We start from the raw sequence: 22446 nt of genomic DNA on the forward strand, positions 1-22446 counted from the left end.
CGGGAGGAGGATAGAATGAAGATCCATGCCGCGGTGGCGCGTGCGCCGCATATGCCGTTTTCGCTGGAAAGGCTCGATCTGGAGGAGCCGCGCGAGGGGGAGATCCTGGTTCGCGTCGTGGCGACCGGCGTTTGCCATACCGATATCGTCATGCGCGACCAGCATCTGCCGGTGCCGCAGCCGGTCGTGCTCGGTCACGAAGGCGCGGGCATCGTCGAACGTGTCGGGCCGGGCGTCGCCAAGGTTGCGCCAGGCGATCACGTGGTCATGACCTTCAATTCCTGCGGTCATTGCCCGAGCTGCAGAGATCACGAGGAAACCTATTGCCACGAATTTTTCCCGCGCAATTTCTTCGGTGCGCGCGCCGACGGTTCGACCGGACTCTCATGCGAGGGAGAGCGGATTCATGGCAATATTTTCGGACAATCGTCCTTTGCAAGCCACGCGCTCTGCCATGAACGCAATATCGTGAAAGTGCCGAAAGATGCGGATCTGGCGCTGCTTGGCCCACTCGCCTGCGGTATCCAGACCGGCGCCGGCGCCGTGATGAACGCGCTCGACGTCGAGCCTGGAAAAATAATCGCAGTTTTCGGCATGGGCTCTGTTGGTCTGGCCGCCGTGATGGCGGCGCGCGTCGTCGGCGCGTCACGAATCATCGCGGTTGATGTCAACGAGACGCGGCTGGCGCTTGCCGCCGAACTCGGGGCGACCGACATCGTCAACGGCAAGAAGATCGACGCCGTCACCGCGATTATGGCGCTGACCGGTGCCGGCGTCGACTATTCTATCGATGCCTCCGGCGTGCCGGCCGTCATCGACCAATGCGTGCGGGTGTTGGCGCCGCGTGGCACATGCGGCATCGTCGGGGCTTCGCCGCACGGGGCGACGTTGACGCTCGACCTCACCCATATCCTGTCCGGCGGACGCCGGGTGCGCGGCATCGTCGAGGGCGATTCCAATCCCGACGTGCTGATCCCGCTATTGATCGACCTTCATCGCCAAGGGCGATTCCCGTTCGACAGGCTCGTCTGCTTCTACGATTTTGCCGACATCAACCGGGCGGTGGAGGACTCGGAAAGAGGCATCGTGCTGAAACCGATCGTGCGCCAGCCTGCCGCCTGACATCGTTTTAGGGAGGAATCAATGAACACCGTCACCCCAATCGCCACCGATACCAGTGCTGACACCATGAAGGCGCTGCTTGCCCGGCAAAGGGCATCTTTCCTTAGGGAGGGGCCGCCTGATATCGAGACCCGCATCGACCGCATCGACCGCGTCATCGCCCTTCTCGTCGATCACAAGGATGCAATTGCGGCGGCCCTGTCGGATGATTTCGGCAGCCGCAGCGTCGAGGCGAGCCTGCTTCTCGACGTCTTCACCTGCGTCGGTTCGCTCAAATATGCCAAGGCTCATCTTGCCGAATGGCTGAAGCCGGAGCAGCATGAGGCATTGTTCCCGGACGCTGTTGCCGAGGTAGTCTATCAGCCTAAGGGGGTGGTCGGCATCCTGAGCCCGTGGAATTTCCCGTATCAGCTCGCCCTTGCCCCGCTTGCCGGCATCCTCGCCGCCGGCAACCGCGCCATGATCAAACCGTCGGAGGTGACGCCGGCTTCGGCCGCGCTGATGGCGGAACTCGTTGCCCGCTCCTTCGACGAAACGGAAATTGCGGTGGTACAAGGCGGACCGGCGACCGGCACCGCTTTTACCTCGCTTGCCTTCGACCATCTGATCTTCACCGGCGGCACGGCGGTTGCCCATCAGGTCATGCGGGCGGCGGCGGAAAATCTGACGCCGCTGACGCTCGAACTCGGGGGCAAGTCGCCCGTTATCGTCGGCCGTTCGGCCGATCTCGCAGACGCGGCGCGTCGGGTCATGACGGTCAAAACGCTGAACGCCGGCCAGATCTGTCTGGCCCCGGATCATGTCTACGTGCCCGAGGAAGGCGTTGAAGCCTTTGCCGAGCACGCCGTTGCGGCGGTCGGTGCGATGTATCCGACGCTGAAGGACAATCCTGACTACACCTCGATCGTCAATGCCCGTCATCATGGCCGCGTGCAGGGCCTGGTCGACGACGCCAGGGCCAAGGGCGCCCGCATCGTCGAAATCAACCCGGCAGGAGAGAACTTCTCGCAGCAACCGGTCCACCGCATGCCACCGACCCTGATCCTCGATCCCACCGACGATATGCGCGCGCTGCAGGAGGAAATCTTCGGGCCGGTTCTGCCGGTTCTTTCCTACCGCGATGTCGCCGACGTCATCGATCGGATCAACGCCCGGCCGCGTCCGCTCGCCCTTTATTACTTCAGCCAGGATGGCGAAGAGGAGCGTCGCGTTCTTGACAATACGATCTCCGGCGGCGTGACCATAAACGATTGCATGAGCCACGTTACGGCGGAAGGCCTGCCCTTCGGCGGCGTCGGTCATTCCGGCATGGGCGCCTATCACGGCAAGTTCGGTTTCCTCGCCTTCTCGCATCCGCGCGCCGTCTATCACCAGAGCAAGATGGTGGAGGCGGAACTTATGATGCGGCCGCCCTTCGGCGAGGCGATGCGCGCCTTTCTGGCCGAAGCGATCTGCAGGTAAAGCGCTCCTCATCAACCCAGCCGTCCGATCGCCTGTGCGAAGGGACGGCCTGCGACCTAAGGCACGTCCTTTGTGCATCCAACAGGAGATGTGGCGCTAAAGGCTATTTGCGAGAAGGCAGAATTCTTCGACTGAGAGGGTCTCCGCCCGCCGCGCCGGATCGATTCCCGCCTTGATGAGCAGGCTCTCGCCGCCGAGTGGCTTCAGGCTCTGGCGCAGCATCTTGCGGCGCTGGCCGAAGGCGGCCTGCGTTACTTTTTCCAGATTGGCGATGGCGCACGGGATCGGGTTCGCCCTGGGGACAAGATGCACTACCGTCGAAGTCACCTTCGGCGGCGGTGTGAAGGCTTGCGGCGACACGTCGAAGGCCATGCGCGCCTCGGTCCGCCAGCCACAGAGCACGCCGAGACGGCCGTAATGGTCGTCGTCCTCGCCGGCAACGATCCGGGCGCCGACCTCCTTCTGGAACATCAGCGTCATCGATTGCCAGAATGGCGGCCAGGCCCTCGGCAGCAGCCAGTTGACCAGCAGCTGCGTACCGACATTGTAGGGCAGGTTGGCGATGATCTTGACGGGTCCTTCCGGCGCCAGTGACTCGAAATCCGTCTTCAGCGCATCGCCTTCGATCACCTCCAGTCGGCCGGGATAGTGGTCGGCGATCTCGGCAAGCGCCGGCAGGCAGCGCGCGTCCCGCTCGATGGCGATGACCTTCTTGGCGCCGAGCGCCAGAATCGCCCGGGTCAGCCCGCCGGGGCCGGGGCCGACCTCGAAAACGGTGGTCTCTTCGAGCGCGCCTGCGGTGCGGGCGACCTTCTGCGTGAGGTTGAGGTCGAGCAGGAAGTTCTGCCCGAGCGCCTTGCGCGCATCGAGGCCGTGACGCTGAATGACGTCGCGAAGCGGCGGCAGGCCATCGAGTGCTGCCATCAGCGGCGGCCTTCGGCGGTGCGGCCGAGCTGGGCGGCAAGCTTCAGTGCTGCAACCAGGCTCTGCTCGCGCGCCAGTCCCTTGCCGGCAATGCCGAAAGCGGTGCCGTGGTCCGGCGAGGTTCGCACGAAGGGAAGTCCGAGGGTCACGTTGACGCTGTCGTCGAAACCGAGTGCCTTGGCGGGGATCAGCGCTTGGTCGTGGTACATGCAGATGGCGACATCATATCGCGCCCGCGCATCGTCATGGAACATCGTATCGGCGGGCAGGGGGCCGATCGCGTCGATACCCTCGTCACGCAGTTGCTCGATCGATGGACGGATGATGTCCTCATCCTCCGTGCCGATCGCTCCGCCTTCACCAGCATGCGGGTTGAGGCCGGCGACGGCAAGGCGCGGCGCGTCGATACCGAAGCGCTGCCTGAGATCCGCATCGGCGATCCGGCAGGTTTCGATGATCAGTTCGCCGGTCAGTGCTTGCGGCACATCGCGGACAGGAATGTGGATGGTAACTGGAATGGCCCTCAGTTTCGGTCCCGACAACATCATGACCGGCGTCACCGGCCTGCCGGTCGCCCTGGCGGCAAGATCGGCGAGAAATTCGGTATGGCCGGGAAACCTGAAACCCGCCTCGTAGAGCACGCCCTTGGCGATCGGATTGGTGACGACTGCGAGTGCCTCGCCGCCGATGACAAGCGAGACTGCTTTCTCGATCGCCGCGATCGTGCCCTTCGCCGTTGCCGCATGCGGCTCGCCGGCCACCACCTCAATGCCGGCCGGCACGCTCATAACGGGCAGAGCATCGGCAAATATGCCGGTGGCCACGCCGGCCGTGTCGACCTCACGTATGGAAACCGCCAGATTGAGCTGGCGGGCCCGTAGAGCCAAAACATCCGGATCGCCGATCAGGAAAAAAGGCGGAAGCCCGAGTTCACGCCGCCGGAGCCAGGCCGTCAGGGTGATATCCGGTCCGATGCCGGCGGGATCGCCCTGGCTCAGCGCAAGCGGTCGTGAGAAGGGTATCGCCATCGTCGGTCAGCGATAGGCGATCTGCGCTTTCTTGCGCAGTTCGTCCAGGTATTTCTTGCTGTTTTCGTTTTCCGGTGGGCCGTTCTTGCCGGCCTTGGACTTGTCGAGATCCTCCTGGCGGAAGACCATTTCGGCGGCCTGGTCGTCGGAGACCTGGCGCTGGCTGCAGATCGCCAGATATTCGACGCCCTTCTCGGTAACGCGGGTGCCTGTCGTGTTGCCCTTGGCCTGCTCGACCAGAGGTTTCCAATCCGGCGGGATCTCGGGAGCAAGCATGCGGCCGAGATCGCGCACGGAAACATCGCGCATCGTTGCGGCAAAGGTCTTTGCCTGATCGCAGCCGGGGAATTTCGAGCGCGATGCCTCGGCCTCGCCTTTGCGCTTACCGGTGATGGCGCCGCGCTTGGCCTCAGGAATGACGAAGATGATCTGCTGCAGCATATATTCCGTCGTCACCGGCTTTTGCTTGTTGTTCTGCATCATGCGCGAGACGAGATCATAATTCGACAGTCGCGAGGTCGAACCGTAGCGGGCATTGACGACGCGCGGCCAGCTCATCTGCACGGCGATGAAGCCTTTGAAATGGTCGACGCCCACGCCGGCGCGATCGAGGATCTGCGACATCTGTTCGACGGAAAGTTTGTTGCCGGCCGAAAAGCGTGCGAAAGACGCATCGACGTCCTGCTGCGAAACCGACATATGGACGCGGGCGACCTCCTGGCGCTTGAGCGTCTCGTCGATCAATTGCTCCGTGGCGGTCTTGGCGTCGGCCTTGGTATGCTGCAGGCGCAGGAAGGCCTGACGCTTGGCGACGTCGCCGCTGGTGATGGCTGTGCCGTTTACCACGGCCTGGACTCCGCTTGCCGCCAGCGCCGGGCCGGCAAGGCCCGTCAGCAAAGCGATCGCTGCGCCGGCGAGAAAGGCGGTTATGGCTTTTTTCGCGTCAATCATCTGTTGACCTCCCAATAGCGCCGCGAGACTTTGATCGCGGCGTCCTTACCACAGTGCGAGACACGCGGAAATCGCTTCCATCGCGGCGCGAAACTCCTATGCCTCGGATATCGACTGGCGGCAATGTCCTGCACAGGCTTACGGCGAAAGAATGACTTGAGGCCATGTTTACGCCGTCCACCGGCTAGTTGGAGAGAGTGTCGGAGCCGATTTTGATGTCGCCGAGCGTGCGGAACGTCAGCCGCGCGCCGATCGTCCAGTCGCTTGCCGACTCGTCGTCGGAATCCCTGCTATCCGTATAGGCGATCGTGAAGATCGTGCATTCGTCCTCATACGAAAGGCCGAGTGTCCGGCGGCTGATCACATCGTTGTTCAGATCCCAGGCGATGCCGCCGAAGATCGACCAATAGTCCTTGAACTTGACCTTGCTGCTGGTCTGGATCTCGTCGTTGTCCTCGGCGAAGCCATAGGCCGGCTGGGCGCTGAGATGCGTGTAAGTCACCTGCGTCTGGAAGGTGTCGTTCTGGTAGGCTGTCGTCAGGTCGCCACGGCGAAACTCGAAATCCTTCTCGTCGAGCCGGTAGGAGGCCGCAACGGAAACACCATACGGCGTTTCGACGCCGCCGAGGCCGACATAATCGGAGCGGTCGGTTTCGAGGCCAGAATCCGCGCCGACATTGACGAGGTCATCGGTCGCGAACGAGTTCTGGCCGGCGATCTGATAAGACTGGCCGAAAATGCCGTGCAGCTTGTAACCGCTGTCGAACGTCCCGGTATACTGGAAGCCGACATTGGCGCGGGTGCCGCCTTCGACGCGGTCGTAACCGGAGAACTTATCGCGGTCGAAGAGCGAGGTGGCATCGAAAACGAAACTCTGTGCATCCTCGTTCGGCAGCCGGCCGGCGAGCTGCTCGTCGGGGCGCGCATAGATCTGGACGATCGGCTCCAGAATATGCGTGCTGTTATCAGTCGTCATCAGGATCGGATACCGCATCTCCAGCCCGGCGGTGAACATCGAGCGAGTGGCGGATTCGTCGTCAAGATAATTGCCGGCGTAACCGGTCGGGTCGTTCATGTTCAACGCGAAAGCGTCGCCGCGCGCGGCCAGAAGCGGCGTGATCACCAGACCGGTCGGCGTGACATAGGTGCGTTTCCATTGAAGTTCGGCCGTCAGACGCGAAGTCTGGCCCTTCAGGCCACGGAACCGGTCGAATCCGTCGACGGTATAGAAATCGTCGTGTGTGCGCGAAATATTCGTCAGGTTGACGTCCGCAGAAAGTTCACCGCCTGCAAGCGGCTGAGGCGCGACATAGTGATAATCAAGCGCGGGATAGACGATGGCCTGCTGCTTTTCGGCCGTGTTCGTCCGATCGGCATCCTGGACATCGAAATAAAACGCCCGCATGTCGAAATAATTCCGTTTCCCGAGCCCCGTCAGGTAGATCTGGTTCGTGCGATCGGTGCCGCTCAGGCCGCGCAGCTTGTAGGTTTTCGAGAAATTGTTGTCGCTCTGCACCATGACGTCCCAGCCGAACGTCCAGCGCGGATTGATGCGGAACTCCGCCTTTGACGCCACCATGCCGCGCTGCTCGGCTTCGGCATCGCTGGTGCCCGAGCTGAAATTGTCCGGCTTTGCCTGGTCGATGCCGGCGACGCGCAGGATATGCGTGCCGTTTTCGAATCGCTGACGGAATTCGCCTTCGACCAGGAAGCCCTGGGCCGTGTAGCCGGTCGCCGTGACCGTCGCATCCATGCTCGGCGAGATCACGTAATAATAAGGAATGGAAAGGCCGAAGCCGAGGTTCTGCGACAGGCTCATCGTCGGGAACAGGAAGCCGGACTTGCGCTTCACCGTATTGTCGGGAACCTCGATGAACGGCACGAAGGCAATCGGGTAACCAAGCAGCTCGAAACGCGCCCGCTCCAGGCGGATCGTATGGGTTTCGCCATTCTGGATCACGCGCTTGGCCTTGACCTGCCAGAACGGTGCGCGCTTCGGATCTTCGGCGCAGGGAAGGCAGGCGGTATAGACGCCCTTGTTGAGAATCATCTTCGTGCCGCCGACCCGCTCGCCGCTTTCGGCGACGATACGCGTATTGTCGGAAGTTTCGATGCGCAGCGAGTTCAGGAACCCGTCGGCGAAATTGTCGGTCACGTCTAGGTTGTCGGCATAGATGCGGTTGCCGTCCGGACTGACGAGCTCGACATTGCCGAGCGCCATCATCCGGCCGGTCTTCTGGTTGTACTCGACCTTCTGCGCGACCATTTTGTAGCCGCCATAGTTGATCTGCACGCCGCCGATCGCCGACACGAGTTCGGCGTCACGGTTATAGACGAGTTCATTGGCCGAAAGCAGAAGCTTGGCCCCTTCGGGAATCTTATTCTCGATATTTTGTTCAGGCGTGTTGGCCTGGCCATAGGAGGCCGGGGCGCTGCCGAAATAGGAACATAGAGCCGCACCGACAAGCAGGGCAACCAACTGTTTACTAAAATACTTGCGGTCGCCTACCGCCACTAGCCGTCCTCCTGATGAAGCAAAATAGTCGCGCCCAAGGCCAACGCGACGACAACCGGTATCCAGGTCGCCACGAAGGGAGGCACGACTCCACTGCTTCCGAATGCTTTAACAAGCACGGTGACGACATAAAGCATGAAGCCTGACAGGATTCCACCCAGAATCACGGAGCGGGATTGGTTGAACCGGCTAAATTTTAGGGACACTGTTGCAGCAATGAGAGTCATGGCCACCAGCAGCAAAGGCTGAGACAACAGGGAGTTGAATTGCGTCTCCAAGGCCTTGGTCGAGATGCCGAAGGATTTGGCCGCCGCAATGCGATTGGAAAGGTCAAAGAAACCAATTGTTTCCGGCGCTGTCAGCCGCTCCTGAACAAAATCCTGTTTCAGATTGGTGCGAAGTTGGACCGAAGCTTTGCGCAGTGGGATTTCGCCAGGCTTGCGCTCGACGACGCCGTTAAGCTGCCAGTAACCATCTTCCAACTTTGCCGTGGCGGCATCCTGTCTCAAAATGACTCGGCCGCTTGAATCGAAATGGATCAATACGGCGTCGATCAGCTTGGTTCCGTTCTCCTGGACCGTCTGGGCGCCTATGATGACATCGTCGCGGCCACTGATCTGGCGCAGCCACGGAATCTGCGGCGCCTTGCGCAGAACCGCGTTTTCGCCACGCCAGTCGGACTCGACCAGCAGCGCCTGGCGCTGTCCCCAGGCGGCAAGCGGGTTGAGCGCCGTCATCGTCAGCACGCCGAGCGCAATTGAGCCGGCGATGAACGGAAACATGAATTGCCAGACCGAGATGCCGGCCGCGCGCGTGACCACGAGCTCATATTTCCGATTGAGCCCGATCAGCACCGTCATGCCGACGAAGAGGGCGACGAAGGGGATAGTCTGCTGCAGGATGAGCGGCAAGCGCACGGCGGTCATCACGATGCCGCCGCCGATCGTGTAGCCGGGCAGGCCGGACATGCGCCCAGCCGTCTCGCTGAAATCAAGCAGGAAGGCGATCGCCGATACGCCGATCAGAAACCAGCAGGTCGTCGCCAGATAACGGCGAAAGAAATAACGCGACAATGTCCCGAACATCATTGGGCCGCGCCCCCGCCGGACCTGCTGGTCGCGGTAAGCAGTCTTTCCTGCATGCGTCTCCAGGAAACCGATATCCGGTCCCAGACGAACGAAGGCATGACCAGTCGCTTGTGCAGGCCGAGGAAGATGATCGAGATGATGCTGCTGACGATCGGGATGGCGTAGAGAACCGCGATATATTCCGGATCGGTGTCGATTTGGTTTGCCGCGTAGAAAGCAGCCCATCGTAGCGCGAAAGCATAGCCGAGCGCGCTCACCATCGGATGCAGTCGCGCTTCCCGGTGCGAGCGCGCGTCGCCGGCGATCGCCAGTGAGAACAATGCAAAGACGACGGGCAGGATCCAGTCCGTCAGCCGTCGATGCAATTCGGCGCGGTAGCTCTGGGGGCGGATCGTATAGTCCTTGTCGTTCGGATCCGGATTGAACAGGAACCACAGGTCACGGTCGCTGGCTTTCAGCGTCGCCTGACCGCGGCTCTCCGTCATGTCGGAGAGGTCGAAGGAATAGGAATCGAAATTGATGACCGAGACGTTGCCGTCGGGCGTTTTGCGATGCACCTCGCCGTCGTGCATGATCAGCGTCGTGCCGGTATCGTCGACGGCGCCCTCCTTGGCGTAATAGATGAGCTCGTAGGCAGGGTCCCGCTCGTCGGCGACGAATAGGCCCTTCAGCATCCGCCCCGCCAGGCGTTGTGAGATCTGCACATAGAGACCTTCGTCGAGCTTGCGGAAGGTCTTTTCTTCGATAACCGAGGAGAGGAGATCGGCGTAGGTTTCGGCGATCATCTGACGCGCCACCGTCTTTGCCCGTGGCTCGACGATGTTGTCGACGAAAAAGGAAAAAACGCTGATGACGGCGGCAAGCAGCAGGATCGGCCGGACCAGAATGGTGCGCCGTGCCCCGGCCGCGTCGATGACGGTCAGCTCGGAATCGTTGTTCATCGTCGTCAGCGTCTGGGTGATGGCGATGACGAGGGCGAAGGGCAGCACCACGGGAATGATCGACGGCAGGATCATCGTCGCCAGCTTGGCAAACGAGCCGATCGACTGGCCGCTGTCGGTGACGAGATTGATGCGCTGCAGGACCTGTGTCGTCCAGATGATTGCCAACACGGGCAGGAGCGCCACGAGAAACATCTGGCCGACGCGCCGCAATATGTATGTCTCGAGTAGTTTCATGCCGGCCCTTGAAAGCACCTGCACGCCAAAACGGCTTGCAGGAGAATCCCTCTACGCTCTTTGTCGCGCTTTTGCGACAAGCAGGTGTCAAAAATTCATTCAATTTTCAGAATTTTTTTGGCCCTGTTGCGACTCAGTTAACGCCAGCAGCGCTGCGAAGATGACAAGCGAGGAGAGCCATCCGAGCGTCACGTCGGAAAGATAATGCGCGCCGAAGGATAGCCGCATGGCGGGCGTCAGGAGCGAGATCGCGGCGACCGGTGGCACCAGCGCATAACGCAGCGATTTCGGGACGAAGAGCAGAAGGCAGAACAGCCATCCAGCGCTCGCCGCCTCGCCGGACACGAAGGAGCAGTTCGAGACGCATTTGCCGGCAAGTGAGCCGGCCTCGACAAAATGCAGGCTCCCGCCGAAAATGTCCGTCTGCACCGGCCGCGGCCGGCCCCAATGTTCCTTCAGGATAACATTGACGAGCAGCACCGGCCCGATCAGCAGCGTTCCGAGCGCGACCTTGAGCTTACGCGCCCGCTCGGCGTTGAAGGTCGCGCCGTGCTGCTGGTAGCATTCGATCAGTTTCCACGCCATGACGATCGCCACGACGTAGGGCAGGCGGAAGAAGATGGTTCGCAGCAGGTCGAAATTCCCCGAGTCGCGATAGGGAAAGCCGCCGCAGATGCTCCCGGCAGCGGCAGTCGCGTCACAATCTGCGCCCACAAAAAAAAGCTGGGAAAAATAAACGTCTATTCCAGGGAAGGCGCGAAAGATGGCAAGCAGCGCCCACCACGCCCAGAACAGAAACAGGAATGCACCGAAAGTCGTTTTCGGCAGGCGGATCACAGGGCCCTGCCATCGATTTTTCGAAAAAACTGTCAACGCGAATATCTACGAAACTGACGAAAACACGAGAGCCTGGACGGCCGCGGGCGACCATAACAATAGTCGCGAGCCATTGACAGACCCGCCAAACGCGAAATTATCCGCCAGGGACGGATTTCAAGAATCCCAGCGGAGAAGACATGTCAGTAAAGTTCGAAATTTCATTCTCGAAGTCGGTAAAGCTCAATGGCGGGCTCGCGATCCTGCTGAAAACTGCGGAGGCCGACAGCGCCGCAGGCACCGAAACGGCTGATCCGGCAGGCGTGATCGCCAAGGCTGCCAAGATCGCTCGATTCTCCGCTAAATCAATGGCCGCGCTTGATATTGTCGCCCCGGAAGGAGCCCCCGTCGAGCGCATCGTTGTCGTCGGGCTTGGCAAGGCCAGCGAACTCACCGCTCACGACTGGCTGAAAGCCGGCGGCGCCGCGGCGTCGAAAATCAAGAATACCGACAAGGCCGCCATCTTCGTCGACGTGCCCGGCCTTGAGACGAACGCGCGCGCCGCCGCTGATTTCGCGCTCGGCATGCTGCTGCGCGCCTACAGCTTCGATGCCTATAAGACAAAGAGGAATGATGACGAGGAAAAGCCGGCAAAACCCGTTAAGGTGACGATCGTCACCGCCGATGCGACCGGCGCCAGGAAGGCGTTTTCCGATTCCGAAGCGATCGCAGGCGGTGTCAATCTCGCCCGTGACCTTGTCAACGAACCGCCGAACGCGCTTGGACCTGTCGAATTCGCCGCCAAGGCGAAGGAACTGGAAAAGCTGGGCGTCGAGGTGGAGATCCTAACAGAGAAGGAAATGCGCCGTCTCGGCATGGGTGCGTTGCTCGGTGTTGCGCAGGGCTCCGTGCGTCCGCCGCGTCTGGCGGTCATGCAGTGGAAGGGCGGCAAGAGCAAGGACCGTCCGGTCGCCTTCATCGGCAAGGGCGTCGTTTTCGATACCGGCGGCATTTCGATCAAGCCGGCCGCCGGCATGGAGGATATGAAGGGGGATATGGGCGGTGCCGCCGCCGTGACCGGCCTGATGCACGTGCTCGCCGCCCGCAAAGCCGCCGTCAACGCGGTCGGCATCATCGGCCTGGTCGAGAACATGCCCGATGGCAACGCCCAGCGCCCGGGCGACATCGTCACCTCCATGTCCGGCCAGACGATCGAGGTGATCAACACCGATGCCGAAGGCCGCCTCGTGCTCTGCGATGCGCTCTGGTATTGCAATGATCGCTTCAAGCCACAGTTCATGATCAATCTGGCCACCCTGACCGGTGCAATCGTGGTGGCGCTTGGCAACGTGCACGCCGGCCTGTTCTCCAATGACGACGAGCTTTCCGCACAGCTGACGGCGGCCGGCCTTTCCACAAACGAGAAACTCTGGCGCCTGCCGCTCGGCAAGGATTATGACAAGCTGATCGACAGCAAATTCGCCGACATGAAGAACACCGGCGGCCGCCAGGCCGGCTCGATCACCGCGGCGCATTTCCTCAAACGCTTCGTGCAGGAGACGCCTTGGGCGCATCTCGATATCGCCGGCACGGCGATGGGCTCGCCGCAGGATGAGATCAACCAGTCCTGGGGTTCCGGTTTCGGCGTGCGCCTGCTCGACGAGCTCGTTCGCGCGCATCATGAATCCCGATGACCGACGTTCTCTTCTATCATCTGACCGAAACCAGGCTGGAAGACGCGCTTCCACCGCTCCTCGACAAAAGTGTCGAGCGCGGCTGGCGCGTCGTCGTCCAGACGCGCGAGGCGGCGCGGCGCGATGCACTCGATGCGCATCTTTGGACGTTCCGGGAGGAGAGTTTCCTGCCGCATGGGACCGACGAAGGCGATTTTGCCGAAAGCCAGCCGGTGCTTTTGACTGCGACGGGGGACAATGCCAATGCGGCGACGGTTCGTTTCGTTGTCGACGGTGCCGAGCCGCCGCCGGCCGATGCCTATGAGCGCGTCGTCTTCATGTTCGACGGTCACGATCAGGAGCAGTTGGAAACTGCCCGCGCGCAATGGAAGAAGCTGAAAGGCGAGGGGCATAACCTCACCTATTGGCAGCAGACACCGGAAGGGCGGTGGGAGAAGAAGGCTTGAGCGGGTCCTTGCCGTCGGAGCCGACAGGCAAGGACCTCAAATGGCTCAGTCGTGGAACGCCTCGACGAATTTCCGCTTGCCGAGCATGAAAGCATCGGCGACGTGGCGCAGGGGTGCGAGATCGACATCCGATTTGCCCGCCTTGATGATCTCAGCGAAGCGGCGATAGAGCGAAGGATATTCCTGTTCCGGTTCGGCGAATGTCAGCGTGCCGTCGATGGAAAGCTTGGCGCCGCCCTCGGAGAGGACCATCTGGCCGGCTGCCGTTTCCGCAACGATGTCCCAGCTCTGCTTGCCAGTCTGGCGCCAGTCGAATTCGGCATGAACCGGCAGGCCGTCTGCATCGCGGAAGTGAATGTCGGCGGCGATCGGCGCATCACGATTTTCTGGGAATTCCAGCACAGCCCCGGTGATGAAGACCTGCCGCGGCAGGATATGGGTGACGATCGACAGCGCATTGATGCCGGGATCGAAAACGCCGAGGCCGCCGGCCTGCCAGATCCAGTCCTGGTTCGGATGCCAGTGGCGGACATCCTCTTTCCAGATCACATGCACGCTTTTGATCGTCGTCGAAGCAAGAAAGGCCTTGGCGGATTCGACGGCCGGCGCATAACGCGAATGCCAGCTGGCAAACAGCGAAGCACCCTGCTTGTTCGCCAGCGCCTCGAGGTCGGCCACTTCGCTCAGCGTTGCACCCGGCGGCTTTTCCAGGAAGACATGCTTGCCGGCGACGAGCGCCTTATAGGCGGCTTCATAGCGATATTGCGGCGGCATGCAGAGCGACACGGCATCGATCGAAGGCTCGGCGTCGAGCATCGCGTCGATCGTGGTGTAGCTGTTGATGCCTTCGACCGTGCCGTGACGGCTTGCCGTGGCGACGAGCTTGAAGTCCGGGTTCTTGGCGATGGAAGGGAGGTGCTGGTCGCGGACGATCTTGCCGACGCCGACGATGGCGAGGTTGATAGGGGACATGTGTTTCGCTCGTGCCTGTATGAAAAGTATGATTTATTGGGCGTGTTGTAGCAGAAAGAAGAGCGCCGACAAGCTCTGCTCCTCCCATTCCTTTCTATCCTATCGCATGATGGTCTCGCGAAGGAAGCTGTAACCCATCGCCGCGCGGGCGGCGCGCTCCTCGGAACTGCCGTCGCCGCCATGCCCGCCTAAGCCGAATTCGTGGAAGAGCAGTTGATGTCCCGCTTCCTCCAGCCGCGCAGCAAAACGGCGTGCGTGCGAGGGATGCACGCGATCGTCATTGCTGGAGCTTTCAATATAGATCGGCGGATAAGTGACCTCGCTGGCCGGCCGGATATTGTGAAGCGGCGAATAGCCGAGCATGAATTCCCTGTCCGCCGGCGTATCTGGATCGCCATATTCATCCATCCACGCCTGGCCGGCGCTGAACAGGTGGAAGCGTGTCATGTCGAGCACCGGCACCTGGCACCAGACCGCGCCGAAATCATGCGGGTAGCGCGTCAGCATCACGCCCGTCAGCAGGCCGCCATTGCTGCCGCCCTGGCAGGCAATTCGGGATGGCATGGTGTAACCGCGAGCGACCAGATCGCGGGCGATGGCGACGAAATCGGCAAAGGCCCGGTCTCGCCCGTGCCGTTTGGCGCTGCGATACCAGTCAGGCCCGAATTCACCGCCGCCGCGGATATAGGCCTGCACATAGGCGCCACCTTGCTCTAGCCAGCGGCCGGTTACGCCGGAGTAATTCGGCGACAGCGAGACGTCGAATCCGCCATAGCCGTAGATCAGCACCGGCAGTGCGCCATTGGTCCACTGCCGCGGCAGCACCAGCCGGTAGGCGACCCTGGTTCCGTCCTCGGACACAGCCTCCAGCAGTTCCGACGACATATCAGTCGCATCGAAATAGCTCGGCGCCGTCGCTGTGAAGATCGGCTCGGGCTCTCTGCTGCGATCGGAGAGTTCGAGACGGTAACAGGTCGGCGGCTGCAGGAAACCCTGGCCGACGATGTGGAGTGTGTCGTCGCCATGATGCAGATCCGCATAGAGGGGCCTGACATAAGCCGTCTGCATCTCCGCCGGCAGCGCGATTTCCCGCTGTTCGGCATCAGGCTTTGTGAGGTCGAGCACCAGAAGTCGCGGCCGCAGCCGGTCGGAAACGATGAAGACACACCATTCGCGCATCAGCATCATCTGCGCGACGGACTGGCCTTCGCCGGGCTGAAACAGGATCCGCTCCGGCCCCAGCGGCATCGTCTCCGAACTGGGGTCGAAGCGTTGCAGCACCAGGCTGCCGGTCGCAACGCGCTCCTTGGTCTTTGCTCGCCAGAGGCAATGATTATGATTGAACTGAAAATCGGCTTCCTTGGGCAGATCGATGCGCCGTTGCGCGCCGTCATCGGCAATGAGGAAAGCGCTGGCCACGCCGATTTCATGGCTGGCGACGAAAATGTCGATCAGCCCGGTATCTGTCGAACCGCCCGATAGGGCAGGGTCGATGACGAGATTGAAGCCATAGACATCCTCGTCTGCGGCTTCGAACATGATGGCGGCCTCTTCCGGCCGCTGCCCGCGCTTCAACCGCCGCCCGACGCGCGGCCATCCCGAGCGGGTCGCCGAAAATCGGTCGATCGAACCGAAGTAACAGATCTCGTCGCGGCTGAGCCACGTGCCATGCGACCGCGCGGCGGGCGTGTCGAAACCGCCCTTCACGACCTGTTTGTGTTCGGCGTCGAATTCGAGCAGGCGGATGAGGTCGGAACCGCCGTCCGAAAGCATGAGCAGGACGCGGGTCGGTTCCCACGGGCAGGTGACGGCGCCGCGCCAGTTCCAGCGCTTGCCTTTGCCGGCGCAGAAGGCATCGAGATCGAAGACCGGCTCCCAGGCTGCATCGGGCAGGGGAGCCTGGTCCGCCGGCAGGCGGAGCCAGACGCCGAGCGGATTGTCCTTGCTCTGCCGGAAATCGAACAGCCAGCCCCCGCGGCGCATCGGCACGATCAGCCTGTCCTGCCGCTCGATAAGCGCTTTGATCGCGTCGCGATCTTCGGCAAATTGCTGCGTTCTCAATGCGGCCTCGGAGAGCGCATTGTGTTCAGCGATGAACTGGCGGGTCCGCGGATCTTCGTCCGTTTCGAGATGAAGGTTCATATCTGAGCTGCCGCTTGCATTGACGTCGCCCAGATCTAGGCAGCCTGCTCCGCCTTGGCAAGGCGCGTTAGCGGGTCATCACCACATCGGCCGAGGCGACGAGATCGTTCGGTACCTGCGGCTTCTTGAACTTCAGCGTCACGACTTTGTAGCCTTCGGCTTCGAGTTTCGAAAGCAGGGTCGGCAACATCCTCGCGGTGCGCTTGTGGATGTCGTGCATCAGAACGATGCCGCGGCCGCGCTTGTGCAGCAGGTTCATCGTCCGCTGCGTCACGGACAGGGGTGTGCTGGTGAAGTAGTCCTTGCTGTCGATGTCGACATCCATGACGACCATGTCGCGCATGGCGATAGCGGCGCGCAGCCTCTGGCTCTCGGCGAGATAGGGGAAGCGGAAGAAGGAGACGTCTGTTCCCGTCGCCTTGGTCACCGCCAGCTCGCCCTTGAGCACCTCGTCCATTGCCGCATCGAAGCTCAGCGAGGTCAAGTTGGCATGGTCATAGGTGTGACTGCCGACCGCATTGCCCTCCATTGCCACCTTGCGCGCCAGCGCCGGATGCATCTCGGCCATCTCGCCGACCATCATGAAGGCGCCCTTGACGCCGAACTGGTCGAGAATCGCCAGCACTTTGTCCGTCCGGCCGGGGATCGGGCCATCGTCGAAGCTCAGGATCACTTCCTTGTCGTTGAGCTTGAAATCGGCAAGTGAAGAGACCTCCAGCGTCCTCCCGGAAAGGTGATGCGGGCCGAGAAAGAGCGGCGTTGCATCATCATCCTTGGCCGGATTGCCGGAAGGCGTCCGCCCCTCGGGCGCAACTACGGAGGCGGTTTTGATCGAGGTGTCGGGAGCTTGTCTGGTCGTGCTGCAGGCGGAGAGGGCGGCCGCAAGGGCGATCCAGGAAAGAACGAGAAATCGATGCATGGAAAGGGCTCAACAAATCAGTAATGAATGTTGAGACAACCTTTCGAATTATGATTAACGATCGGTTGAGATCGGCAGGAATTCTCGTAACGCGTGGCAGTCCGCGGCGTTTCCTAAAAGACTGTGGCTATCCTGCCATTGCCTCTTCATATTCGGACGACAGCATCAGCCACTCTTCCTCGGCAGCAGTGAGTTTTGCCGCGGCCTCGCCGCGCTGTTTTGCCTTTTCGGCGGCTTTGGCGGGCGTCTTCTCATAAAGAGTCGGATCCGCAAGCTCCGCATCAAGAGCCTGAATCTGTTTCTCCAGCTTCGCCGTCAAGGATTCGATTTCGTTGATCTTTTTCTTCAGCGGCGTCAGCGAGGCGCGCTTTTCCGCGTTGAGCTTGCGCTGGTCGGCCTTCGAAGTCGTATCGTCGCTGGTCTGCGGCCTGTCTTCCTTCTTTTTACCGGAACTGACGATGAGGTCGCGATACTCGTCCATATCGCCTTCGAAGGTGGTGACAGTGCCGCCGTTGACCAGCCACAGCCGGTCGACGGTCGCCTCGATGAGGTGGCGGTCGTGCGAGATCAGGATCACGGCGCCGTTGTAATCGTTCAGCGCCTCGATCAGAGCACGGCGGCTGTCGATGTCGAGATGGTTGGTCGGCTCGTCGAGAATGAGCAGGTTCGGCGCATGGAAGGCGGCGAGCCCCATCAGCAGGCGTGCCTTCTCGCCGCCGGAAAGATCCTTGGCGGCGGTAGCCATCTTTTCGGTCGCCAGCCCCATCTGCGCAACGCGGGCGCGCACCTTGGCCTCCGGTTCGGCCGGCATCAGCCGGCGCACATGTTCCACCGCCGACTGTTCGGGGATCAGATCGTCGAGCTGATGCTGGGCGAAGAAGCCGATCTTCAGGCTCGGTGCGAGCTTCACTTCGCCGCTCTCCGGCGCCAGTCGCCCTGAGATGAATTTGGCGAAGGTCGACTTGCCGTTGCCGTTCGAACCGAGCAGGGCGATGCGATCGTCGTTGTCGATGCGCAGGTTGAGGTTCTTCAGGATGGGCTTGCCGGGTTCGTAGCCGACGGCGCCGTTCTGGATCGCGACGATCGGCGAGGCCGGCTGCTTCTCGGGCTCGGGAAAGCTGATCGGCTGAACGTGGTCTTCGATCACAGCGGCGACCGTCCCCATCCGCTCGAGCGCCTTGACGCGCGATTGCGCTTGCCGGGCCTTGGAAGCCTTGGCCTTGAAGCGATCGATGAAGCTCTGTAGATGTTTGCGCGCTGCCTCGTTCTTCGCCCTGGCCTTCGTCTGCAGCTCGTCGGCTTCCGTCTTCTGCCGCTCGAACTGGTCATAATTGCCGCGGTAGAAGGTGAGCTTCTTCTGGTCGAGATGGACAATGGAATTGACCGCATTGTTCAGGAGATCGCGGTCGTGGCTGATAATGATGACCGTGTGCGGATAGCGGCGGATATAGTCCTCCAGCCACATCGTGCCTTCGAGGTCGAGGTAGTTGGTCGGCTCGTCGAGCAGAAGCAGGTCCGGCTCGGCAAACAGCACCGCGGCGAGCGCTACGCGCATGCGCCAGCCGCCGGAGAAGGAGGAGGCGGGGCGGGCTTGCGCCGCCTTGTCGAAGCCGAGGCCGGCGAGGATGCTCGCAGCCCGCGCCTCGGCCGAATGGGCATCGATATCGACGAGGCGCATCTGGATTTCGGCGATGCGGTGCGGGTCGCTTGCCGTTTCTGCTTCGGCAAGCAGGGCCGCGCGTTCCTTGTCAGCGGCAAGCACGATCTCGATCAGGGAATCCTCGGTTCCCGGCGCTTCCTGGGCCACCTGACCGATACGCGCCGCCTTCGGAATCGACACCGAGCCGGTCTCCGAGCCGAGCTCGCCAGTGATGACGCGAAACAGCGTGGATTTGCCGGCGCCATTGCGCCCGACCAGCCCCGCTTTCGTGCCCGAAGGCAGCGAAACGCTGGCATTATCGAGAAGCAGGCGTCCGGCGATGCGGGCGGAAATGTCGGTAATTGTGATCATGGCCGGCTTTTTGGCCGAAACCGCCCGGCAAGGCAAGACCGCTTATCCCCCGGCGAGCTCGCTCGGCGGCGAGCTTGCTCGTCCGGCCGCGAGCTTGCTCGCCGCACCGACAGCGTTCATACGCCTCAGCGGCCGAAAGCTTGCACCGGCAGGCGGCGGTTCGATTTCGCGGCAAGCAGCGCGACCCGGGCGTTGGCCTGGAGATGTCCCGGTGTCGCCGCATCGGCGCTGAGCGCCACGCCGACCGAGATGGTCAGCCTGCCGCTGTCATCCTTGTCTGAGGTGGCGAAGACGAGATTTTCTTCGACCGAGGCGCGCAAGCGCTCGGCGATGGCAATCGCATCCTGCATGCCGACATTGGCAAACAGCAAGGCGAATTCGTCGGCCTCTGTGCGCGCGACGAAGTCGTTCTTCTTCACCGATTTCCGAAACAGGGCGGCAAGCTTCTTCAAGAGCTTGTTGCCTGCCTGAGTGCCGTATCTGTCGTTGAACTCGGTGAAATCGTCGATATCGACCATGATCAGCGCGCTGCCGGCGGCACCCTCTTTACGTTCGTAGAGTTCGGTAATCTGCCGGTTCAGCGCGATGCGGTTCGCAAGGCCGGTGATCTTGTCGGCGACGGTGGCCGATTGCATCGCCGAAATGCCGCGCTCCAGCGTGTCCAGCTTGTTGATGTCGTCCTGCAGTCTGGCGCTGATTTCCATCTCCGCCGACATTACAGTTGCAAGCGAGGCGGAGAGGTAATCGACCTCGCCGATGAAGGCGGCAAGGCTCTGGTCCTCATGACCGCCGACAGATCTCAGGATCATGCCGCAGGCGCGGGCAAAGGCGTCTCTGTGCCGCAATCCTTCGGCAAGCCTTTCCGCCACCGCGCGCAGCGTTAGGCTGGCCTCGTTGCGCGACGTCTCGCCCGCCAGTCCGCAATGGCCGACAAGCCGGTATTTCAGTCCGAGTTCGTCGAGCATCGCCTGTTGCGGCTGCGGTCCGAGCGCGGCGATATCCTGCGCAAGACCAGGATTGTGGCCGATGATGGCCTCATGAAAGAGTTCGTAGTTGCGCGGCAGCGCGGCAACGTTGAGCCGCGCCATGTGATGCGCGATCTTTTGGATATCCGTCATTGACCCTGGGCCTACAGCCTCGCGCGCCACCAGTGCGTTTGTGCTTGCATTCTGCATGACGATCCCTCGCGCCCGGCCTCATTTGTCACTTCCGCTATGCTCTCAAGCTTTTAAAAGAAGCTGAACTTGCGAAGGGAAGCGCCGGATTGGCGATGGGAACCGGCGAAGGCGGTTAATTCAGTCTTGATGAAGCCGTTGCCTCACAGCCACTCGCGGCCTTCGCTGCGCAGAAAATAGATAAGGTCCAGCCCGAGGCTCGGTTTGCCCAGCGCCGTCAGCGTCATGTGGCACTGGCCGCGGTGATGCGTCTGGTGATTGAAGAGGTGCGCGAGCGCGCTCGACAGCGGCTGAGTGATCTGGATCGGCTGCGTCACCGGGACATACGTGAAGTCGCCTGCGAGGCTCGCCTCATCGAGACTACCCGTCCAGGCAATGATGCGCTCGTCCTCCCCCTTGCGCGCGGCTGCAAGCGCGTCCAGCTCTTCGAAAAGCACGGCATCGAGGGTCACAGGCGCTTCGCCGATGCCGGTGAAGCGCTTCATCCATATGCGGTCGGCGACGAGCAGGTGATTGAGCGTGCGATGCAGCGAGCCGAAGAAGGCGCCGCGGTCGCTGCGGAACTCCGCCTCGCTGAGTTCGGCCGCAGCCGCATAGACTTGGGCATTGGCCCAGCGGTTATAGGCCGCGAGCATCCTGAAATGTCTAAGCATATGGTCCCCCTGGCGTTGTTGGTGCAGTCTAGCCGCTTTCCCGAGAAATCCGAGTGATGGCGCCATGAAATTTCCTGATTTGATCGCGTTCGCTTTCTGTCGTCGAATGGAGGCAGATCAGACCTCGAAAGGATTGTCATGACTAGAGCCCTCTATTCCCTCTGCGGCGCTGACGAACGGCGCTTCTTTTCGCCCCATTGCTGGAAAGCAGTGATGGCGCTCGCGCATAAGGGGCTCGATTTCGAGGAGATCCCGACGACTTACGCCCGCATCCGCGACATCGGCGGCGGCGTCTCGTCGACCCTGCCCGTGCTCGATGATGATGGCCGGCTGATCTCGGACAGTTTTGCTATCGCCCTCTATCTCGAAGAGGCATATCCGGAGCGGCCGTCGCTGTTCAATGGCGAGGGCGGCAAGGCGCTGTCGCGCATGGTTGAGGGCTATTCGCAGATGATCATCCACCCGGCGATCATGCGGATCGCCCTTCTCGATATCCACGCGATCCTCGACGAAGGCGACAAGGCCTACTTTCGTCAGAGCCGCGAGGTCAGGCTCGGCAAGCCTCTGGAAGTCTTTGCCGCCGACAGCGAGCCGGAGAAGGCTGCCTTCGGCGCCAAGCTGGAGCCGCTCCGTCACATGCTGAAGTTTCAGCCCTTCATCGGCGGGCAATCGCCGCTCTTTGCCGATTATATCGTCTTTGGCGCGCTGCAATGGCTGCGGGTGTCCGCAGGACTGACCATGCTTGCCGCCGACGATCCCGTCATGGCCTGGTTCGAACGCTGCCTCGATCTCCACGAAAGCCGCGGCAGGACTGTGACAGCGGCGTGAAATTGCCGCCAGCCTCTTGTTTTCGGCCGTTGGGGCGGGTAAAGACCGCCCACTTTTCCCGAGAAAACAGAGGATTTGACTATGGCGATTGAACGCACCTTCTCGATGATCAAGCCTGACGCAACCAAGCGCAACCTGACGGGCGCCATCACCAAGATGCTCGAAGATGCCGGCCTGCGCGTCGTCGCCTCCAAGCGCGTCTGGATGAGCCGCCGCGAAGCTGAAGGCTTTTACGCCGTTCACAAGGACCGTCCGTTCTTCGGCGAACTCGTCGAAGGCATGACCTCCGGCCCGACCGTCGTTCAGGTCCTGGAAGGCGAAGGCGCGATCCTCAAGAACCGCGAAGTCATGGGCGCGACCAACCCGGCAAACGCTGCCGAAGGCACGATCCGCAAGGTTCACGCCCTGTCGATCGGCGAAAATTCCGTTCACGGCTCCGACGCTCCGGAAACGGCTGCCCAGGAAATCAAGTACTGGTTCTCCGACACCGAAATCGTCGGCTGAGGTCGCGCTTCGGCATTGC

General features: G+C 61.6%; 19 protein-coding genes. 6 read left to right on the forward strand and 13 right to left on the reverse strand.

The features are described 5' to 3' along the window. Positions 1-15: 15 nt before the first annotated feature. Entirely contained in the window at positions 16-1122 is a 1107-nt protein-coding gene (locus AC13QO_RS03645; RefSeq protein WP_285192775.1) for an NAD(P)-dependent alcohol dehydrogenase, read from the forward strand. Between the two features lie 21 nt (positions 1123-1143). Beyond that, positions 1144-2583, forward strand: a complete 1440-nt coding sequence (locus AC13QO_RS03650; RefSeq protein WP_488539946.1) for a coniferyl aldehyde dehydrogenase — start codon at positions 1144-1146, stop codon at positions 2581-2583. A gap of 96 nt (positions 2584-2679) precedes the next feature. Here AC13QO_RS03650 and rsmA read toward each other — a convergent pair whose 3' ends face one another. The 7 genes from rsmA to AC13QO_RS03685 form a co-directional block, all read right to left on the reverse strand. Further along, positions 2680-3507 carry a 16S rRNA (adenine(1518)-N(6)/adenine(1519)-N(6))-dimethyltransferase RsmA gene (gene rsmA / locus AC13QO_RS03655; protein ID WP_488539947.1) on the reverse strand — a complete coding sequence of 276 codons (828 nt, stop codon included), beginning with the start codon at positions 3505-3507 and terminating at the stop codon, positions 2680-2682. Then, positions 3507-4535 (reverse strand): 4-hydroxythreonine-4-phosphate dehydrogenase PdxA, encoded by a 1029-nt coding sequence (gene pdxA / locus AC13QO_RS03660; RefSeq protein ID WP_488539948.1) that lies wholly within the window; start codon positions 4533-4535, stop codon positions 3507-3509. The genes rsmA and pdxA overlap by 1 nt, the downstream gene beginning before the upstream one ends. Positions 4536-4541: 6 nt before the next feature. Continuing rightward, a complete protein-coding gene (locus tag AC13QO_RS03665; protein WP_085777659.1) occupies positions 4542-5486 on the reverse strand; it encodes a SurA N-terminal domain-containing protein in 945 nt (314 codons plus the stop codon). A gap of 184 nt (positions 5487-5670) precedes the next feature. Next, positions 5671-8001: an LPS-assembly protein LptD gene (locus AC13QO_RS03670; protein ID WP_488539949.1), complete on the reverse strand. Its 2331-nt coding sequence runs from the start codon at positions 7999-8001 to the stop codon at positions 5671-5673. Continuing rightward, entirely contained in the window at positions 8001-9089 is a 1089-nt protein-coding gene (gene lptG, locus AC13QO_RS03675) for an LPS export ABC transporter permease LptG (protein WP_085777661.1), read from the reverse strand. The genes AC13QO_RS03670 and lptG overlap by 1 nt, the downstream gene beginning before the upstream one ends. Beyond that, positions 9086-10267: an LPS export ABC transporter permease LptF gene (lptF, locus tag AC13QO_RS03680; protein WP_085777662.1), complete on the reverse strand. Its 1182-nt coding sequence runs from the start codon at positions 10265-10267 to the stop codon at positions 9086-9088. The genes lptG and lptF overlap by 4 nt, the downstream gene beginning before the upstream one ends. 99 nt (positions 10268-10366) lie before the next feature. Beyond that, positions 10367-11140 carry a phosphatase PAP2 family protein gene (locus AC13QO_RS03685; protein WP_488539950.1) on the reverse strand — a complete coding sequence of 258 codons (774 nt, stop codon included), beginning with the start codon at positions 11138-11140 and terminating at the stop codon, positions 10367-10369. Between the two features lie 143 nt (positions 11141-11283). On the opposite strand from AC13QO_RS03685, the gene AC13QO_RS03690 reads away from it, so the two are divergent. Both AC13QO_RS03690 and AC13QO_RS03695 read left to right on the forward strand, forming a co-directional pair. Beyond that, positions 11284-12777 carry a leucyl aminopeptidase gene (locus tag AC13QO_RS03690; RefSeq protein ID WP_285192783.1) on the forward strand — a complete coding sequence of 498 codons (1494 nt, stop codon included), beginning with the start codon at positions 11284-11286 and terminating at the stop codon, positions 12775-12777. Continuing rightward, positions 12774-13223, forward strand: a complete 450-nt coding sequence (locus AC13QO_RS03695; RefSeq protein ID WP_285192784.1) for a DNA polymerase III subunit chi — start codon at positions 12774-12776, stop codon at positions 13221-13223. Before AC13QO_RS03690 ends, AC13QO_RS03695 begins: the two co-directional genes overlap by 4 nt. 45 nt (positions 13224-13268) lie before the next feature. Here the strand turns inward: AC13QO_RS03695 and AC13QO_RS03700 are convergent, their stop codons facing one another. The 6 genes from AC13QO_RS03700 to AC13QO_RS03725 all read right to left on the reverse strand — a co-directional run bounded on the left by AC13QO_RS03700 (position 13269) and on the right by AC13QO_RS03725 (position 21095). Then, positions 13269-14195 carry a Gfo/Idh/MocA family protein gene (locus AC13QO_RS03700; protein ID WP_285192785.1) on the reverse strand — a complete coding sequence of 309 codons (927 nt, stop codon included), beginning with the start codon at positions 14193-14195 and terminating at the stop codon, positions 13269-13271. A gap of 99 nt (positions 14196-14294) precedes the next feature. After that, positions 14295-16337 carry a prolyl oligopeptidase family serine peptidase gene (locus AC13QO_RS03705; protein ID WP_488539951.1) on the reverse strand — a complete coding sequence of 681 codons (2043 nt, stop codon included), beginning with the start codon at positions 16335-16337 and terminating at the stop codon, positions 14295-14297. Between the two features lie 67 nt (positions 16338-16404). Then, the gene (locus AC13QO_RS03710) at positions 16405-17256 is read right to left on the reverse strand and encodes a polysaccharide deacetylase family protein (RefSeq protein WP_488539952.1); all 852 of its coding nucleotides are present in this window, start codon (positions 17254-17256) and stop codon (positions 16405-16407) included. A 127-nt stretch (positions 17257-17383) separates the two neighbouring features. Further along, positions 17384-19267 carry an ABC-F family ATP-binding cassette domain-containing protein gene (locus tag AC13QO_RS03715; protein WP_488539953.1) on the reverse strand — a complete coding sequence of 628 codons (1884 nt, stop codon included), beginning with the start codon at positions 19265-19267 and terminating at the stop codon, positions 17384-17386. A gap of 125 nt (positions 19268-19392) precedes the next feature. Next, the gene (locus AC13QO_RS03720) at positions 19393-20442 is read right to left on the reverse strand and encodes a GGDEF domain-containing protein (RefSeq protein ID WP_488539954.1); all 1050 of its coding nucleotides are present in this window, start codon (positions 20440-20442) and stop codon (positions 19393-19395) included. Between the two features lie 143 nt (positions 20443-20585). Beyond that, positions 20586-21095, reverse strand: a complete 510-nt coding sequence (locus tag AC13QO_RS03725) for a DinB family protein (RefSeq protein ID WP_488539955.1) — start codon at positions 21093-21095, stop codon at positions 20586-20588. Positions 21096-21233: 138 nt separating this feature from the next. On the opposite strand from AC13QO_RS03725, the gene AC13QO_RS03730 reads away from it, so the two are divergent. Both AC13QO_RS03730 and ndk read left to right on the forward strand, forming a co-directional pair. Then, positions 21234-21923, forward strand: a complete 690-nt coding sequence (locus AC13QO_RS03730; RefSeq protein ID WP_488539956.1) for a glutathione S-transferase family protein — start codon at positions 21234-21236, stop codon at positions 21921-21923. Positions 21924-22004: 81 nt separating this feature from the next. Continuing rightward, on the forward strand, positions 22005-22427 hold the full coding sequence (gene ndk / locus AC13QO_RS03735) for a nucleoside-diphosphate kinase (RefSeq protein ID WP_488539957.1): 423 nt from the start codon (positions 22005-22007) through the stop codon (positions 22425-22427). Positions 22428-22446 lie beyond the last annotated feature (19 nt).

This window comes from Rhizobium sp. CNPSo 3670, assembly GCF_057784555.1.

What these genes read in the sequence shown, in the direction of transcription:
- AC13QO_RS03645 (WP_285192775.1), top strand. Translation starts at nt 16, where the DNA reads ATGAAGATCCATGCCGCGGTGGCGCGTGCGCCGCATATGCCGTTTTCG.
- AC13QO_RS03650 (WP_488539946.1), top strand. Translation starts at nt 1,144, where the DNA reads ATGAACACCGTCACCCCAATCGCCACCGATACCAGTGCTGACACCATG.
- rsmA (WP_488539947.1), bottom strand. Translation starts at nt 3,507, where the DNA reads ATGGCAGCACTCGATGGCCTGCCGCCGCTTCGCGACGTCATTCAGCGT.
- pdxA (WP_488539948.1), bottom strand. Translation starts at nt 4,535, where the DNA reads ATGGCGATACCCTTCTCACGACCGCTTGCGCTGAGCCAGGGCGATCCC.
- AC13QO_RS03665 (WP_085777659.1), bottom strand. Translation starts at nt 5,486, where the DNA reads ATGATTGACGCGAAAAAAGCCATAACCGCCTTTCTCGCCGGCGCAGCG.
- lptG (WP_085777661.1), bottom strand. Translation starts at nt 9,089, where the DNA reads ATGATGTTCGGGACATTGTCGCGTTATTTCTTTCGCCGTTATCTGGCG.
- lptF (WP_085777662.1), bottom strand. Translation starts at nt 10,267, where the DNA reads ATGAAACTACTCGAGACATACATATTGCGGCGCGTCGGCCAGATGTTT.
- AC13QO_RS03690 (WP_285192783.1), top strand. Translation starts at nt 11,284, where the DNA reads ATGTCAGTAAAGTTCGAAATTTCATTCTCGAAGTCGGTAAAGCTCAAT.
- AC13QO_RS03695 (WP_285192784.1), top strand. Translation starts at nt 12,774, where the DNA reads ATGACCGACGTTCTCTTCTATCATCTGACCGAAACCAGGCTGGAAGAC.
- AC13QO_RS03700 (WP_285192785.1), bottom strand. Translation starts at nt 14,195, where the DNA reads ATGTCCCCTATCAACCTCGCCATCGTCGGCGTCGGCAAGATCGTCCGC.
- AC13QO_RS03705 (WP_488539951.1), bottom strand. Translation starts at nt 16,337, where the DNA reads ATGAACCTTCATCTCGAAACGGACGAAGATCCGCGGACCCGCCAGTTC.
- AC13QO_RS03710 (WP_488539952.1), bottom strand. Translation starts at nt 17,256, where the DNA reads ATGCATCGATTTCTCGTTCTTTCCTGGATCGCCCTTGCGGCCGCCCTC.
- AC13QO_RS03715 (WP_488539953.1), bottom strand. Translation starts at nt 19,267, where the DNA reads ATGATCACAATTACCGACATTTCCGCCCGCATCGCCGGACGCCTGCTT.
- AC13QO_RS03720 (WP_488539954.1), bottom strand. Translation starts at nt 20,442, where the DNA reads ATGCAGAATGCAAGCACAAACGCACTGGTGGCGCGCGAGGCTGTAGGC.
- AC13QO_RS03725 (WP_488539955.1), bottom strand. Translation starts at nt 21,095, where the DNA reads ATGCTTAGACATTTCAGGATGCTCGCGGCCTATAACCGCTGGGCCAAT.
- AC13QO_RS03730 (WP_488539956.1), top strand. Translation starts at nt 21,234, where the DNA reads ATGACTAGAGCCCTCTATTCCCTCTGCGGCGCTGACGAACGGCGCTTC.
- ndk (WP_488539957.1), top strand. Translation starts at nt 22,005, where the DNA reads ATGGCGATTGAACGCACCTTCTCGATGATCAAGCCTGACGCAACCAAG.